This window comes from Holdemania filiformis DSM 12042, assembly GCF_000157995.1.
Classification (GTDB): domain Bacteria; phylum Bacillota_I; class Bacilli_A; order Erysipelotrichales; family Erysipelotrichaceae; genus Holdemania; species Holdemania filiformis.
In genome coordinates, this window is record NZ_GG657555.1 from 38,874 (window position 1) to 53,251 (window position 14,378).

Sequence of the window (14,378 nt, forward strand, 5' to 3'; positions counted from 1 at the left end):
TGTGAAAATTAAAAAAGTTAACATTACTTTTATGTTTTAGTAAAACTTCGCAAAGGCAATTCTTCCCGGCTGCGGACAACATAAACTTTGATTATCGATACTTGACCGGGATTCCAATATTCTTGATGATTGTAATTCTTAACTCGAAAAGGGATGGGCTGCGGACGATGAAAGAAGAAATGAAGATTCTATGAAAATCTTTGAAAAGGGATTTCAAGGCGGGCAAAATATGGTAAAATAGAGATACATAAAAGGAGGCCTTGATTATGAAACTGATCTTAGCCATTGTATCGAATGATGATAGTTCCAGTGTTTCTTCTGCTTTAACCAAAGCCAATTTCCAGGTGACCCGGCTGGCAACGACCGGCGGATTCCTGCGGGCAGGCAATACAACGATGATCGTCGGTACAGATGATGACAAGGTGGATCAGGCGATCGAAATTATCGGCAATGAAAGCAAGCGCAGAACGGAAATCGTTCCGTCCACCGCTTCTTACGATATTGGGCGTTACGCCTCATTCCCGGTTGAAGTTCAGGTCGGAGGGGCAACAATCTTCGTGCTGGACGTCGAAAAATTCCTGAAACTGTAATCCAAGGTCAAAAACGGGAGCGCTGAACTTCCGTTTTTTTGTTGACTTCCGCATGAAGAGATCGCCGACAGGAGTCCGGAATTCTATCGGGGTTTTTGAAATCAAGGTTTAAAAATAAAGAAAGTGATCCATCCTGAAATCAGGAGGACAGATCAGAATGAAAAAATGTATGGTGATGTACGTTTCATCGACCGGAAATACGGAACAGATGGCCGCGGCAATTGCGGAACAAGCGCGAAAAGAAGGTGCGGAAGTGGTGCTGTGTCCGGCATCCGCGCTGCCGAAGGCGGAGCTGCCGACGATCACGCACTGGGCGCTGGGCTGCTCGGCGCATGGCGTTGAGGAATTGGACGGCGGCGAGTTTTTACCGGCTTTGGAACAGATTGAACCGTATTTACGGGGAAAACCGGTCTTGTTGTTCGGCTCATACGGCTGGGGTGCGGGCGCGTACATGAAGCCGTGGGAAGAACGGACGCGTTTGACGGGCGGCCTGCTGTGCGGCGAAGGCTTTGTATTTGAGGGCGCCCCGGCGGAAGCGGCGATTGAAGAAGGAAAGCAACGGGCGAAGATCCTGCTGGCGCAGTAAATCTTCGCTTTTCTTATGGTGTCGGCCTGCGTTATTTTGTGATACACTGAAAGCATGGACGGAGGGGAAAGTCATGCGCACGTTGACGAAGGAACAAGTGCTGCGCTGTCAGCGCCACGCTCATCATTTAGATAAGAAACTGCCGCGGGAACAACGGCTGGAAGCCGTTTCGGCCTGTGGGCTTGTCAACAGTCCGCCCGGCAGCTGGGAGCTGGCGCTGGCGGTCCGGGTTGCGGCCCTGACCCGGGATGATCTGCGGTGCGATTTGATCGAAACGAAAAACCTGATGCAGACATGGAGTCTGCGCGGTGCGCCGACGATCTTTCCCACCGCGGAAGCCGGTACGTTTTTAAGCGCGCTGGCGGCTCAGCCGGACGAAGTGCCGGTTTATGCCCAGCCGTTGTCCTATACCGCTCAGGCGTTAGAAGCTCAGCGCCATGAACTGCTGGAAGCGCTGCGTCAGGCCTGCGCCGTGCTGGAGCACAAGACTATCGTCGGGAAAGCTCAGCTCGACCATGATTTAGCGGAAGCGATGAAGTCGTTTTTACCCAAGACGGTCCGCGTCCATGCCGACGAACCGTCGCTGGTGGCAGAAAATCAAACGCTGCTGGAAGCGGCCGTATCCTATTTACTTCGCCAGTGCGCGCTGGAAGGGCGCGTGATGATGGGCGAGCGGCAGGGAAATCAGCCTGCGTTTACCAGCCCGGCGGCCTGGCTTGATCACCCGCTGGATAGGTCAACTCCGCCGCGGAGAATTGTGGAGAAATTTCTGCATTGTTACGGGCCGGCGACGGTTCATGACTTTGCCCGTTGGAGCGGATGCGGTCTGCCTCAGGCTAAACGGCTATGGGCTTTGACCGAAGAGGAGCGGGTGGAAGTCGAAGTGGAAGGAAAGCGTGGATGGATGCTGGAAACCGATCTGCCCTTGCTGGAAAGCCTGCCGCCGGAAAGTCCGTCAATTCAGCTGCTCGGCCCGCACGATCCATTCCTCGATCTGCCTCAGCGCGGCTGGATTCTGCCGGATAAATCAGCACAGAAGAAGGTCTGGCGAACGGTCGGCAGTCCCGGCGTGGTGATCCAGGACACACAGATTATTGGCTTCTGGAATGCCCGTGTTCAGCGGGAGAAGACAGCGGTCCAGTTCACGTTGTTTGAAACTTTGGACGAGGAAAAACGGTTCCAGGTTCAAACGGAAATGGCCCGGCTTCAGACCTTCCTCGGCCGGTCTCTGGGAACCTGCCGGTTCGTGGAGTAAGGCGAACAGACAGAGATTCAGCGCCGTTGAATCCGCCGCGCTGAAGAAAGGTGAAGAACTCTCATCTGACAGCCGGAATGACAGAAATGATCGCAAAATAAGAAACGAAGGGGGGAATTCCTATGAAAATCAGAGCGACGGAAGAACGCGATCTGCCTGCGGTGATGGAAATCCTGCATCAGGCACAGGCGTATTTCAAAGCGCAGGGCATTGATCAGTGGCAGGACGGCTATCCCGACGAGGCAACGATCCGTCAGGATATCCAGAACGGCACAGCCTATCTTGTTGAACTGGATGGCATCGTAGCTGCCTGCGCGACGATTGCTTTTACGCCGGATGAAAACTACACGACGATGGTCAGCGGGCAATGGCTGACCGACAGACCCTACGCTGTGATCCATCGGATCGCGGTCGATGACAAACTCAAAGGCCGGGGGATCGCCGGCTGGATTCTGGAACAGGCGGAATACTTGTGCAGACAGCGTGGGGTTGAAAGCCTGAAAATCGACACGCATCAGGATAACACCTCGATGCGGCGGCTGTTGGAAAAACAGAATTATCACTATTGCGGCGTGATCCAGCTGCATCGCGACCTGAGTCTAAGGGTTGCTTATGAAAAGAGGTTAGATAAAAAATGAGCACGAATCAATGGGAATTACTTCAAAAAATCGGATTTGTAAGAGTCAGCGGCAGCGCGGAGGAGAAACAGGCGGCGGAGATCCTGCGTGAGGAAGTGGAAGCCCGCGGGGAAAAAGCCCGGCTGGAAATGTTTGAGGTCGCGGGTCAGATCATCAAGAAGGTCAGCTGCGCGACCGAGAAAAACAGCTATCCGGTCACGGCTTACGGCAATTGCGGAGAAACCGATGAAACCGGCCTGACCGCGCCGTTTTATTATATGGAAGTTCCGGGGGCGGTCAGTCTCCAGCAGGCCAGCGGCAAGATCGTGCTGGTTAACGGCTATCTGAATTATAAACTGTATCAATCGCTGATCGACAGCGGCGCGGTGGGGTTCATCACCTATAACGGTGAAGCCCGCGACAGCGAGGAAACAACCGATATCGCTCATCGTGAGCTGCGGGAAAAGCTGGCGGAACTGGGAAAACTGCCGGGGGTCAACATGACGATTCATGACGCGATGCGGCTGGTTCAGGAAAACCCGAAGATGATCACGCTTGTCGTTCAGCAGGAAGCGGCCAATGCCGTTTCGCAGAACGTCATCGCGGAAATCCAGGGCTTAACCCGGCCGGAGGATGTGATCGTGCTGACGGCGCATTATGATTCGGTCGAATACAGCACCGGCGTGTACGACAATGGGGCAGGCAGCGTGATTTTGATGGAGCTGCTTCAGCACTATCATGACCACCATCCTAACCGCACGCTGCGCTTTATCTGGTGCGGCAGTGAGGAACGCGGACTGTTAGGCTCGCACGCTTATGTCGACACTCATGAGGAAGATTTAAAAGCGATCCGCTTCAATCTGAACGTCGACGTGGCCGGCGCAATTCTGGGTCATGACAGCGCCTGGTGCCTAGGCCCGCAGTCGTTGGAAGCGATGGTGCAAACCTATGCCGCCCACAACGGCATCCAGCTGGAAGTCAAAAGCGACGTGTATTCGAGCGACGAAGTGCCGTTTTCCGATCAGGGCATCCCGTCGGTCAGCTTCATGCGTTTTGGCGAGCGGGGCGCGAATTATATCCACAACCGTCACGACGTCCTGCGCTATCTCAGTCCTGAAAGTCTGGAAAAAACGACAAAGCTGGTGCTGAACTTTCTGGATCAGCTCGATCAAAGCGCCGTCTTCCCGATTGAACGGATGATTCCGGAGGATCAGAAAAAGAAGATCGATGCTTATCTGAACAAGACGCAGGAAAAGAAATAAACAGAAAGAGCGGCTGCCGCAGAGCGCCGCTTTTTGAGAGCTGAAATTGCCGCGCAGTCGTCTGGTTCATCAGACAAAAAGCCGTTCAAGTTTACGCAATTCCTGCCGTGCGGCTGTCGGTTTATGGTAAAATAAAGAAAATGAAGGGGACGGGAAGCGCGATGAAGTTCAGCATCCGGCATAAAATCATTTTCTTTTTTTCGCTGGCCAGCCTGCTGGTCTTTTCCGCGTTAGGCGCGTATATCGGCTTTGCGGTCCGGCCCCGGACGATGACACAGACCCGCTTCGCAATCAGTCAGATGGTCGAATCAAAGGCCAATGAGGTCAGTATGTGGGTGAAGCGCATGGCGGTGGAATACCGCACGATCGCCGCAATTCCGGCGTTCAGTTCAATGGATGTGCGCGAGATTACGCCGCTGATCGACCGTTTCACCGAGCTTTACAAGAAGAATGGGGAAACGATGGAAACGTTCTCTTATATCGGAAAAAACGGCTTCTGCTGGATCAATTCCAGCGCGGTGGAAAATCTGATGGATCATACCGACTACCAACAAGCCTATCAGAATGACCGTGAATTTATTCTGTCGCTGCCGGTGACCAATCCTGAACACCGGCAGGTGATGCTGTTTTACTATCCGATCTTAGGCAGCACGGGGATTAAGGAGGCGCTGATCTGCGCGGCAATCCCGACGGTGCGCTTAAAAGAAATCGTCAATCCGGTCCAGATTTACGAAGGCCGCAGCTGGGTCATGACGCGCAATAAAGACCTGATCACGACCGACGAGGAATACTTTGTTGAAAATGTTCTATCCCGTCCTACGCTGGATGAGCTTGATATGCGCTCGATTACCAGCTCCGACCAGTTCCGCGTCCGCGACGCCCAGGGAAAGCAGGCGACGCTGTTTGTTTCACCCGTGACGGAATACGATGACTGGGTGTTCTGTACGTTGGTGCAGGATTCAGTGATCGGCCGTTCCACCCATCAGATTTTAATCGGCGTGCTGATTCTGTTCTGCGTGCTGTTGTTGATCAACATCGTGATAGGGGCTTCGCTGGTGCAGTGGGTACTCAAGCCGATCCGCGCTTTGCAGGGACGGATGAAAAAGGTCGAGGAAGGCACACTGGACGCCTACTACACACTGCCCGGCACCCATGATGAAATCGACTCGCTGGGCCAATCCTACAACGCGATGCTCGACGAGATCATTTCGCTGATCGACAAGATCTATCAGGAACAGGCGGAAAAACGCCAGGCTGAGCTGAAGGTGCTGCAGGCCCAGATCAAGCCGCATTTCCTCTACAACACGCTGGATAATCTCAAATGGATGGCGAAGGCTCAGGGCGCGGATGAGGTGGCCAAAGCGATCACCTCGCTGTCAACCTATTTCCGGATCTTTTTAAGCAATGGTCAGGAAAAGATTACGCTGGCTCAGGAATTTAAACATACCGAGGCCTATTTGACGATGCAGAAAATCCGCTACGGTCAGAAGCTGAATTCCACGCTGGAGCTGGCAGAGGACGCGCGCGATTTGCCAATGCTGAAAATCCTGATTCAGCCGCTGGTGGAAAATGCGATCAATCATGGCTTAAAACCCAAGGAGAACGGCGGAACGATTCAGGTCAGCGCCCGCTTGATCGAAGATCGGCTGGAAATTCAGGTGCGGGACGACGGCGTGGGGATGGATGAGGCCACGCTGGCGGCGCTGCGCGAAGCGCTGCAGAAAGAACAGATGGAAGGGCATTACGGGCTGCAGAATGTCTTGCGCCGCTGCCGGATTGAATACGGCGAAAAAGCTTGTCTGAGCATTGACAGCACACTGGGCGCCGGCACCTGCGTGACGCTGACGCTGCCGGTCAGCGGAAAGGAGGAATCGGTATGATCCGCGCTTTGGTCGGGGACGACGAAGAAAATATCCGCAACGGTTTAATCCGTCAGATCGAATCGCTGGATCTGGGAATTCAGGTAGTCGCCGCCGCGGAAAACGGCCGCCAGGTCATGGAATACTATGAGAAGATGACGCCGGATCTGTTAATTCTGGATATCAACATGCCGCTGATGAGCGGGCTGGAGTGCATCGAACAGATCCGCGCTCAGGATCCCGACTGTGTGATTCTGATCCTTTCCGGCTACGATCATTTCAGCTATGCCCAGAAAGCGATCCAGCATCATGTTGATTTCTATTTGTTGAAGCCGGTGGAAGATGAGGAACTGGAGGACGCGCTGCGCCAGTCCGCGGCCCGTTTCCAGCAGCGCATGGAACAACGCAAGCTGATCCGCCAGGCAAAGGAAGCCGAGCCGGAGCCGGCGTCCCTGATCCGTTATTTATATGAACACTTTACCGATCCGGATCTTAACGCCGAGAAGCTGCAGGAACAATTTTCGATCAGCCATTCGACACTGTTCAAACTCGTGAAAACCGCCACGGGCAAGACGCTGGTCGAATTGATCACCGACCTGCGGATGGAGCTGGCGCAGAAGCTGTTGGCGCAGAAGGAACTGCCGGTCAAGGAAATCGCAGGGCGCTGCGGCTACAGCGATCAGTTTTATTTCTCCCGGATTTTTAAGAAGCAAACCGGCCTTTCACCCAAAGAATACCGTGCTGAGGTTTTGAAGGGAGATCCGGAATGAAGCGGGTTGTAGCCGCGCTGGTCTTGTGTCTGGCGTTGTCCGGCTGTGTACCGTCCTCATCCGCGAATAGACAGACCGATGAACAGGGCCGGGTCAGCGGGACGTTTACCGGTACGGGGCAGGGAAAGCAGGGCGAGATCAAGGTCGACGTGATGATCGACCACAACCAGATCCAGCACATCGAGATTCTCTCGCATAATGAAATTCCGGGTTTCGATACGGCGATGGTGCAGATGAGTGACGAAATCCTGTCGAAGAACTCGCTTCAGGTTGAGGCCGTCAGCGGCGCAACCTATACGTCGAAAGGCTTTCTGGAAGCCGTACAGGACGCGCTCGATCAGGCTGGGATCCGCGAGGATCAGCTGGGCTGGAGCGATGAGGAAAACGAGGAACAGGAAATTGAATGCGACGTGCTGATCGTCGGCGGCGGGGGCGCGGGATTTGCGGCAGCGATTGAAGCCCTGACGCAAAGCGGCGATGAAGTTACTATTGTGGAAAAAATGTCCTTTGGCGGCGGCAATACGCGGATGTCGGGCGGAGAGTTTGCCGCGCCGGGCAACTGGGTGCAGCTTCAGGAGGGCATCGACAACGACAGTCCCGAATTGTTTTATGAGGATTTAATGAAGGGTGGAAAAAATCTCGGCAATCCGGAACTGGTGCGGATTCTGGCGGATAACGCCTTAAGCAACGCCGAGTGGCTGCGCGATACCGTCGGCGTGCAGTACCGCGATCATCAGTCATGGTATGGCGGGCATACCGTGGCGCGCACGCTGTGGCCGGTTGGCGATGGCCCGCAGTATGTGGAAACATTGATCCGCAAGGCGGAATCGTTAGGCGTAAATGTGGAGTACAACACCCGCGCCGAGCGTTTCCTGCAGGATGAAACAGGCCGGGTGATCGGCGTGGAAGCCACCCGCGGCGGCCGGCCGCTGCGCTTTTACGCGCGCAAAGGCGTCATTTTGACGACCGGCGGCTTCGGCGCGAACGTGGAAATGCGGATGCAGTATGATACACATTGGAACAAGCTCGATGCGAGCATCCCGACGACCAACTCCCCGGCGATCACCGGGGACGGGCTGCGGATGGCGGAAGCGATCGGCGCGAATCTGGTGGGAATGGAATACATTCAGCTCTATCCGGTCAACAATCCGGCCACCGGCAATTATTATTTTCTTGATTACGCCCGCCTGACTGCCAACGCGCTGTTAGTCAATAAGGAAGGACTGCGCTTTGTCGATGAGAAAGAAACGCGCGATAATCTATCGGAGGCCGCGCTGAATCAAACCGGCGCGATGATCTACGAGCTGATCGAACAGTCGGTTGTCGATGAGATGCAGCTGGACGAAACGATTGAAGCGGAGGTGCAGCGCTGTTATGACCAGGGCGTACTGGCGATGGGGACACTGGACGAATGCGCGGCGTTCTTCGACATTCCGGTTAAGACGCTGAAAGCAACGGTGGATCGCTATAATCAGTATGCCGAAGCCGGTCAGGATCCGGATTTCGGCCGGACTGATCAGCTCCAGCCGTTAGGCGAAGGTCCGTATATGATGTTCTCCGCCGTCGTGTCCGTGCATCATACGATGGGCGGCGTGCAGATTGATCCGGATGCCCGCGTGATCGATACCGAAGGCCATCCGATCCCGGGTCTGTATGCGGCGGGGGAAGTGACGGGCGGGATTCATGGTGCGAACCGTTTAGGCTCCTGTTCGATTCCCGATACCGTGACATTCGGCCGGATCGCCGCGCGCAGCGCGCTGGCGATGAAATAGATCGTTAGCATTGAAAATCAACCTGCCTTTCCGATACAATAAAGACATTGATTTCAATGAAGAACACAGGAGGAAAGCCATGATATTTGTATGTTATCCGAAATGCAGCACATGCATGAGAGCAAAGAAACACCTGAATCAGCTGGGACTGGCGTTTGAAGAACGGGATATTTCCCGGGAAAATCCGACCGCGGAAGAACTGGAACGGTGGATCGCGCTCAGCGGTCTGCCCGTAAAGAAATTCTTCAATACGTCCGGCCGGCTGTATCAGTCGCTGCAGCTGAAGGAAAAACTGCCAACGATGAGCGAGCGTGAGATGATCGCGCTGTTGGCCAGCGACGGGATGCTTGTCAAACGTCCGCTGTTAATTAAGGAAAATCAGGTGCTGGTCGGCTATCGTGCCGAGGCCTATGCCGCGTTAGTATGAAGATTCTGTTATCGCCGGCCAAAACTTTCCGCAAACAGCCGCTGCCGGATGTGCCTGTCGGACAAACTCCGCAGTACATGGAAACGACGGAACAGCTTCGCACGGAGCTGAAAAAACTGACTGCCGATCAATGGCAGACGCAGTTTAAGCTTTCGGAAAAGGCAGCGCTGGAAAACAGAGCGCGGATGAATCAGCCGCAGCCGGCGATGGCTGCGCTGGCAGCCTTCCATGGGGAAGCCTTCCGCAATTTCCAGGCGGAAACCTTGAGCGCGGAGGACTGGCGCTATTGCGAGGAACACCTGCGGATTCTGTCCGCGTATTACGGCTTGTTAAGACCGCTGGATTTCATTCAGCCGTACCGGCTGGATCCATTGGATAAAGCCGGTGCGCTGACGCCGTTAAACCTATGGAAACCGATTTTAAGGCAGGCTTTGGACAGCGAGGAGATCCTGATCCTGGCGTCGCAGGAGTATGCCCGGATGGTCGATGTTTCCGACGCGGTGACCGTGCAGTTTGTGAAGAACGGCCGGAAGGCGCCGTCGATGGAAGCGAAGAAGCTGCGCGGCAGAATGGCGCGTCAAATTGTGGATCGGCGAATCATAAAGCGTGCGGACGTGCGTTCGCTGGACGTGGCGGGCTATCGTTACCAACCGGAGCTTTCCACCGCGGAAGTCTGGGTGTTTGAGGAAGGGGAACAGAAATGAAAAACAAAGGGGTTCAGTTTATTTTATTGTCCGCGTTTTTCTTTGCGGTTATGAATTTGTTCGTCAAATTATCCGGCGATCTGCCGTCGGTTCAGAAAAGCTTTTTCCGCAATCTGGTTGCGGCCGGCGTTGCAGCGGTAATCTTGATCCGCAGTCATCAGGGGTTCGGATTCCAGAAAAAGAATCTGCCGCTGCTGATCCTGCGCTCGACGCTCGGCACAATTGGCATTCTGTGCAATTTCTACGCGGTCGATCATCTGGTGATGTCCGATGCGTCCATGTTAAGCAAGCTCTCGCCGTTTTTCGTCATTATCTTTTCGGCGCTGTTCCTGAAGGAAAAAGCGGATAACGTGCAGAAGCTGAGCGTTGTGGCGGCGTTTGTCGGCAGTCTGTTTATCATTAAACCCGGCTTGCGGATCGAACAGATCGTGCCGTCGCTGGTCGGTTTTGCGGGAGCGATGGCGGCTGGCAGCGCGTATACCTGTGTGCGCGGTTTAAGTCAGCGCGGTGAGCGCGGACCGCTGATCGTCTTCTTCTTTTCCGCTTTTTCCTGCCTGGTGACATTGCCGTATCTGATATTCAGCTTTGCGCCGATGACGCTGCTTCAGCTGATTTCGCTGTTGTTAGCGGGCGTGGCCGCAGCCTGCGCCCAGTTCAGCGTGACGGCGGCGTACAGTTACGCTCCAGCCAAGGAAATTTCGGTGTTCGATTATTCCCAGGTCGTCTTCTCGGCAATCCTGGGCTGGATTGTCTTTGGTCAGATCCCGGATGCGCTGTCGTTTGTCGGCTACGCGCTGATCATCACCGTCGCGGTGCTGTTGTACCGGCATAATCAGAAGGTTGGCGGATGATCAAAGAAGGTTCGCTTTATCCCGTGTATGTCAGTTCTTTTCCGCCATGGCTGCGTCCGTGGACGGCAACCCCTGCAATGCAGCGGCTGAAAGAAATCGGCATGAACTGCGGTTTGGAATATACCCGGTATCCGATTTATCGCCATCTGACAAAACCCTATTCCCGATATGAACACAGCGTCGGAACTGCGTTGATCGTCTGGCATTTCACGCAGGATCCCGCTCAGACGATTGCGGCGCTGCTTCATGATGTCAGCACGCCGGTGTTCGCACATGTGATCGACTTCCTCAATGAGGATCATCTGACGCAGGAATCGACGGAAGGGTCAACGCGTCTGTTGATCGAGCAGTCGCCGGAATTACAGCGGCTGTTAACTCAAGCCGGACTGAGTACGGAACAGGTTTGCGATTATCACCAGTATCCGATTGCGGATAACGATTCGCCGCAGCTGTCGGCGGACCGGCTGGAATATACGCTGGGCAACGCGCTGGCGTTTCAGGCCTATCCTCTGGATCGTCTGCGGGCGATCTACGCGGATCTGATCGTCGCTCATGACGAACACGATCAGCCGGAACTGGTGTTTCGCTCCTTCGATCGGGCACGGGAATTCGCGCGGCTGGCTTTGATCAACTCCTGGATTTACGTCGCGGATGAGGATCGTTATGCCATGCAGCGGCTGGCGGATTTAATCCGATCCGCACTGCGTCGCCGTGTGTTGACGTTGGAGGACTTAATGACGAGTGAGCCGCAGGTCATCGCCAAGCTGAAACAGGAGGCTCCAAGCGCTCAGGCATGGGATGCCTATTGCCAGCTGCATCAGCTGCGCCGGGCGGCTGCGCCAGGGGCGGAGGAAGGCTGGCTGCAGGTCAAAGCGAAGCGGCGCTGGATTGATCCGCTCGTGCTGAACCAGGGGCGGTTAAGCATGCTTGATCCGTTTTATGAAGCGGAGATCGAAAGGTTTCTGAATCAGGATCAGACGATCTGGCTGAATGAAATCCTCAATAAATAGAGAACGGCAGAAATGAATCTGCCTTTTTTATTGGGAAAATCCAATAAAAAAAGTGCTGAAAAGCACTGCAAAGATCGAAACAAAGAATTTAACGAAGTAGTTATGCGGTAACGTTTTTAAAACAGGCCGCGATGGGATAAGCCTTATTCAGACCGTGTAAACGAAATGATAGAGGCCAAACATACCCGAATTCTCCAAAAGTTCTTTAAAGGTCTCCGTTTCGACAGAAAATCCGGCTTTCCACCATGCCCGAAGCATGGAAAACATCCCTCCGAAATGATGCGCGAAGATCAATTCCAACTGCTCAGGCGGCAGCTGTGTTTCTGTACTCCACCCAGCCAGGCAATACTCCTTTTCCGCCTCGTAAATCCCGGAAAGCCCCGGTCCGCCGGGACGCTCCAAGACTGAGAAAATCATATCTGCATTTTCTTTTATGTAGGTGTAAAACTCGATCGAATGAGAAAAGTCCATGTCAAACCGATACTTGCCAATTTCGCTCATCACATCTTCCAGAATCATCAGATCGGATTTTGTGAGGAAATCTTCCATGTTCTTATAATAGGTGTAAAAGGTGTTGCGGCTGAATTCCGCTTCCTGACAAAGGTCACTCACGGTAATCTTGTCCGCTGCCTTGCGCTTGCTTAAGGCGGCATAGGCTTTCATAAAGCCTGTTTTTGTATTTTTAATCTGCTTCTCCGCCTTCATGGAAATCACCTCATTACAAATCAGGGTTGAACTGTCATGGACTGGACAAATCGGTGTCCGTCTGTAAGTTGATACCATTCTAGCAAATCATTAAAATAAAAACAAGCCCGCGCAGAACCGGGCAAAACACCAATTGTAAGGGAGGAAATGGAAATGAAAAGAATGATCTCTCTCATCCTGGCCTTAACGATGCTTGTGGGACTATGTTCCTGCGCAGCTCAGCCCAGCCAGGACAATCAGGGCAATCCTGATTCCCAAACTGCAGCAGCGTTTACTCCGGAAGGATTCGAGGATTGGTTTATCAGCAGCAAAACCTGGATGACCGTCGATAACGGTCATTGGTCCGATGATCCCGCCGATCAGATGACCGATGAAGAATTGTTAAAAGTCATGCAAGCCGCAACGCTACCGGAAAGCGCCGGCGGAGGTACATCAGTTTATCTGGTCGCCGTCAAGGATGTCGAGGCCCAGCGGTCGATCATCGGTGAAAAGTATTGCCCGGTTGAAGATTCTTCCACGCCGGGAACGGTTACGATCCTGGTTTTGGCCGACAGCATCCTGTCCAATGAAGAAGGGCGCTTGAATGAAAAGGCTCCAGATACAACAGTGAACAACAAAAATTACAATTTCGCATTCCTGGACGCCGGCACCGTTGTCGGAACGATGCTTGCCACCGCGGCGACCATGGGTTATTATGGCCACGTTTGGGGCAGCAATGTCGGCGAAAACGCTCCGTTTGACCTGGGCGGAGGCAAATGGCAGTCGATGAGTCAATTTGTTGAAAGCGATGCGATGGGACACAATGGATATTGGGATACCTACGGAACGCCTGATGACGAGCTGAACAGTGATTACGCAACACCGATTCGCGGCAATTATGTACTGACCTGCGCCGTCGTTTTAGGCAAGCCGCTTGCGGATGAAGTCGATTCCGTCAGCTTTGCGACGAATCATGCCCGGCCAGCCCGGTATACAATCTGGGATGGCACTTATAATGATGAACCACTCCTGAATACCGCGTTTGCGGAGGATTCAAAGAAGGATGCTGCTGTCGGCGAGAATGAGTATATCGGCACAGGTACTGGTGTAGGCGGAGCTTTAAAGGTCAAAGTCACGCTCGACAATGATCAGATTTCCGCGGTGGAAGTGATCTCTCACCAGGAAACCGACGGGATTGGCACGAAAGCGATCGATACCCTGCCGGCAGCCATTGTTTCCGCGAATTCTACCGAAGTCGATAATGTAGCAAGCGCGACCATCACTTCCGAGGCGATCAAAGAAGCGGTCGAGGATGCGATTCGTCAAAGTAAATAGTTTATTTTCCACAAAGAAGGAGCGCCGGATTGAATCGCAAGCCCCTGAAATGATTCGCAAATATGAAAGTTAGGACTGACAAAGCGGTTAGATCATCAATCCCCTTTATGATGCAAATTGACGAGTAAGCAAAAGAAGATACTAGAGGTGGTAGAGATTACAAAGCAGGCTGATCTGGACTTTCATCACGATGAATTATGAAGGAATAATGAGTATAGATTACGGACATCATTGCTTATCATCTTCGATATTTTCCGGCGCAAGTTCTGTCAATTCACGCAGCTTGTTTTGCAGCAAGTCCTTGTTGGGCAGATGTAGCGTGTAGTCTGCGATCATCGTAGGAGACATGGCTCTGCTGAGCGCGTATTCAACCCCAGTGTCATCCTTGCCTGTACAGAGAATTAAACCGACACTGGTGGTTTCGTTCGGCATGCGAATATCACGGTCAAGAGTTTCCAGATAGAAATTTAACTGTCCTAAATGCTCCGGTCTAAAAATATCGATTTTTAGTTCAATCGCAACAAGGCAGGACAGAGTGCGATTATAGAACAGCAAATCAATGAAAAAAGTTGGTATTGTCAGCCTGCACGCGGTATTCTTCACTAACGAAAGTAAAATTCCGTCCAAACTCAAGAATAAAATCTTTCAAATGGGAA

15 protein-coding genes are annotated in these 14,378 nt (G+C 53.2%); 13 read left to right on the forward strand and 2 right to left on the reverse strand.

Annotated elements, in window-relative coordinates:
• Window positions 1–266 precede the first annotated feature (266 nt).
• The 12 genes from HOLDEFILI_RS05470 to HOLDEFILI_RS05525 all read left to right on the forward strand — a co-directional run bounded on the left by HOLDEFILI_RS05470 (window position 267) and on the right by HOLDEFILI_RS05525 (window position 11,703).
• Window positions 267–590, forward strand: coding sequence for a cyclic-di-AMP receptor (locus HOLDEFILI_RS05470; RefSeq protein WP_006058515.1), 324 nt, complete (start codon window positions 267–269; stop codon window positions 588–590).
• Between the two features lie 157 nt (window positions 591–747).
• Window positions 748–1,176 (forward strand): flavodoxin domain-containing protein, encoded by a 429-nt coding sequence (locus tag HOLDEFILI_RS05475; protein WP_006058517.1) that lies wholly within the window; start codon window positions 748–750, stop codon window positions 1,174–1,176.
• Window positions 1,177–1,249: 73 nt separating this feature from the next.
• Complete coding sequence (locus tag HOLDEFILI_RS05480) at window positions 1,250–2,431, forward strand: DNA glycosylase AlkZ-like family protein (protein WP_006058518.1); 1,182 nt, start codon at window positions 1,250–1,252, stop codon at window positions 2,429–2,431.
• A 122-nt stretch (window positions 2,432–2,553) separates the two neighbouring features.
• Window positions 2,554–3,069, forward strand: coding sequence for a GNAT family N-acetyltransferase (locus HOLDEFILI_RS05485; RefSeq protein WP_006058519.1), 516 nt, complete (start codon window positions 2,554–2,556; stop codon window positions 3,067–3,069).
• Window positions 3,066–4,310 carry a M28 family metallopeptidase gene (locus HOLDEFILI_RS05490; RefSeq protein ID WP_006058520.1) on the forward strand — a complete coding sequence of 415 codons (1,245 nt, stop codon included), beginning with the start codon at window positions 3,066–3,068 and terminating at the stop codon, window positions 4,308–4,310. Before HOLDEFILI_RS05485 ends, HOLDEFILI_RS05490 begins: the two co-directional genes overlap by 4 nt.
• A 161-nt stretch (window positions 4,311–4,471) precedes the next feature.
• Entirely contained in the window at window positions 4,472–6,190 is a 1,719-nt protein-coding gene (locus tag HOLDEFILI_RS05495; RefSeq protein ID WP_156788855.1) for a sensor histidine kinase, read from the forward strand.
• A complete protein-coding gene (locus tag HOLDEFILI_RS05500) occupies window positions 6,187–6,939 on the forward strand; it encodes a response regulator transcription factor (protein ID WP_006058522.1) in 753 nt (250 codons plus the stop codon). Before HOLDEFILI_RS05495 ends, HOLDEFILI_RS05500 begins: the two co-directional genes overlap by 4 nt.
• A complete protein-coding gene (locus HOLDEFILI_RS05505) occupies window positions 6,936–8,711 on the forward strand; it encodes a flavocytochrome c (RefSeq protein WP_006058523.1) in 1,776 nt (591 codons plus the stop codon). Before HOLDEFILI_RS05500 ends, HOLDEFILI_RS05505 begins: the two co-directional genes overlap by 4 nt.
• Window positions 8,712–8,790: 79 nt before the next feature.
• Window positions 8,791–9,138 (forward strand): arsenate reductase family protein, encoded by a 348-nt coding sequence (locus HOLDEFILI_RS05510; protein ID WP_039864120.1) that lies wholly within the window; start codon window positions 8,791–8,793, stop codon window positions 9,136–9,138.
• On the forward strand, window positions 9,135–9,842 hold the full coding sequence (locus tag HOLDEFILI_RS05515; protein WP_006058525.1) for a YaaA family protein: 708 nt from the start codon (window positions 9,135–9,137) through the stop codon (window positions 9,840–9,842). The genes HOLDEFILI_RS05510 and HOLDEFILI_RS05515 overlap by 4 nt, the downstream gene beginning before the upstream one ends.
• Entirely contained in the window at window positions 9,839–10,693 is an 855-nt protein-coding gene (locus tag HOLDEFILI_RS05520; protein ID WP_006058526.1) for a DMT family transporter, read from the forward strand. Before HOLDEFILI_RS05515 ends, HOLDEFILI_RS05520 begins: the two co-directional genes overlap by 4 nt.
• On the forward strand, window positions 10,690–11,703 hold the full coding sequence (locus tag HOLDEFILI_RS05525; RefSeq protein ID WP_006058527.1) for a hypothetical protein: 1,014 nt from the start codon (window positions 10,690–10,692) through the stop codon (window positions 11,701–11,703). Before HOLDEFILI_RS05520 ends, HOLDEFILI_RS05525 begins: the two co-directional genes overlap by 4 nt.
• Before the next feature lie 147 nt (window positions 11,704–11,850).
• Here HOLDEFILI_RS05525 and HOLDEFILI_RS05530 read toward each other — a convergent pair whose 3' ends face one another.
• Complete coding sequence (locus tag HOLDEFILI_RS05530; RefSeq protein ID WP_006058528.1) at window positions 11,851–12,408, reverse strand: helix-turn-helix domain-containing protein; 558 nt, start codon at window positions 12,406–12,408, stop codon at window positions 11,851–11,853.
• A 153-nt stretch (window positions 12,409–12,561) separates the two neighbouring features.
• Between HOLDEFILI_RS05530 and HOLDEFILI_RS18250 the strand changes: the two genes are divergently transcribed.
• On the forward strand, window positions 12,562–13,722 hold the full coding sequence (locus tag HOLDEFILI_RS18250; RefSeq protein ID WP_050766925.1) for an FMN-binding protein: 1,161 nt from the start codon (window positions 12,562–12,564) through the stop codon (window positions 13,720–13,722).
• A gap of 228 nt (window positions 13,723–13,950) precedes the next feature.
• Here the strand turns inward: HOLDEFILI_RS18250 and HOLDEFILI_RS05540 are convergent, their stop codons facing one another.
• Complete coding sequence (locus HOLDEFILI_RS05540; protein ID WP_208854952.1) at window positions 13,951–14,355, reverse strand: PDDEXK nuclease domain-containing protein; 405 nt, start codon at window positions 14,353–14,355, stop codon at window positions 13,951–13,953.
• Between the last annotated feature and the right edge of the window lie 23 nt (window positions 14,356–14,378).

What these genes read in the sequence shown, in the direction of transcription:
- HOLDEFILI_RS05490 (WP_006058520.1), top strand. Translation starts at nt 3,066, where the DNA reads ATGAGCACGAATCAATGGGAATTACTTCAAAAAATCGGATTTGTAAGA.
- HOLDEFILI_RS05510 (WP_039864120.1), top strand. Translation starts at nt 8,791, where the DNA reads ATGATATTTGTATGTTATCCGAAATGCAGCACATGCATGAGAGCAAAG.
- HOLDEFILI_RS05485 (WP_006058519.1), top strand. Translation starts at nt 2,554, where the DNA reads ATGAAAATCAGAGCGACGGAAGAACGCGATCTGCCTGCGGTGATGGAA.
- HOLDEFILI_RS05495 (WP_156788855.1), top strand. Translation starts at nt 4,472, where the DNA reads ATGAAGTTCAGCATCCGGCATAAAATCATTTTCTTTTTTTCGCTGGCC.
- HOLDEFILI_RS05530 (WP_006058528.1), bottom strand. Translation starts at nt 12,408, where the DNA reads ATGAAGGCGGAGAAGCAGATTAAAAATACAAAAACAGGCTTTATGAAA.
- HOLDEFILI_RS05520 (WP_006058526.1), top strand. Translation starts at nt 9,839, where the DNA reads ATGAAAAACAAAGGGGTTCAGTTTATTTTATTGTCCGCGTTTTTCTTT.
- HOLDEFILI_RS05515 (WP_006058525.1), top strand. Translation starts at nt 9,135, where the DNA reads ATGAAGATTCTGTTATCGCCGGCCAAAACTTTCCGCAAACAGCCGCTG.
- HOLDEFILI_RS05505 (WP_006058523.1), top strand. Translation starts at nt 6,936, where the DNA reads ATGAAGCGGGTTGTAGCCGCGCTGGTCTTGTGTCTGGCGTTGTCCGGC.
- HOLDEFILI_RS05525 (WP_006058527.1), top strand. Translation starts at nt 10,690, where the DNA reads ATGATCAAAGAAGGTTCGCTTTATCCCGTGTATGTCAGTTCTTTTCCG.
- HOLDEFILI_RS18250 (WP_050766925.1), top strand. Translation starts at nt 12,562, where the DNA reads ATGAAAAGAATGATCTCTCTCATCCTGGCCTTAACGATGCTTGTGGGA.
- HOLDEFILI_RS05500 (WP_006058522.1), top strand. Translation starts at nt 6,187, where the DNA reads ATGATCCGCGCTTTGGTCGGGGACGACGAAGAAAATATCCGCAACGGT.
- HOLDEFILI_RS05480 (WP_006058518.1), top strand. Translation starts at nt 1,250, where the DNA reads ATGCGCACGTTGACGAAGGAACAAGTGCTGCGCTGTCAGCGCCACGCT.
- HOLDEFILI_RS05470 (WP_006058515.1), top strand. Translation starts at nt 267, where the DNA reads ATGAAACTGATCTTAGCCATTGTATCGAATGATGATAGTTCCAGTGTT.
- HOLDEFILI_RS05475 (WP_006058517.1), top strand. Translation starts at nt 748, where the DNA reads ATGAAAAAATGTATGGTGATGTACGTTTCATCGACCGGAAATACGGAA.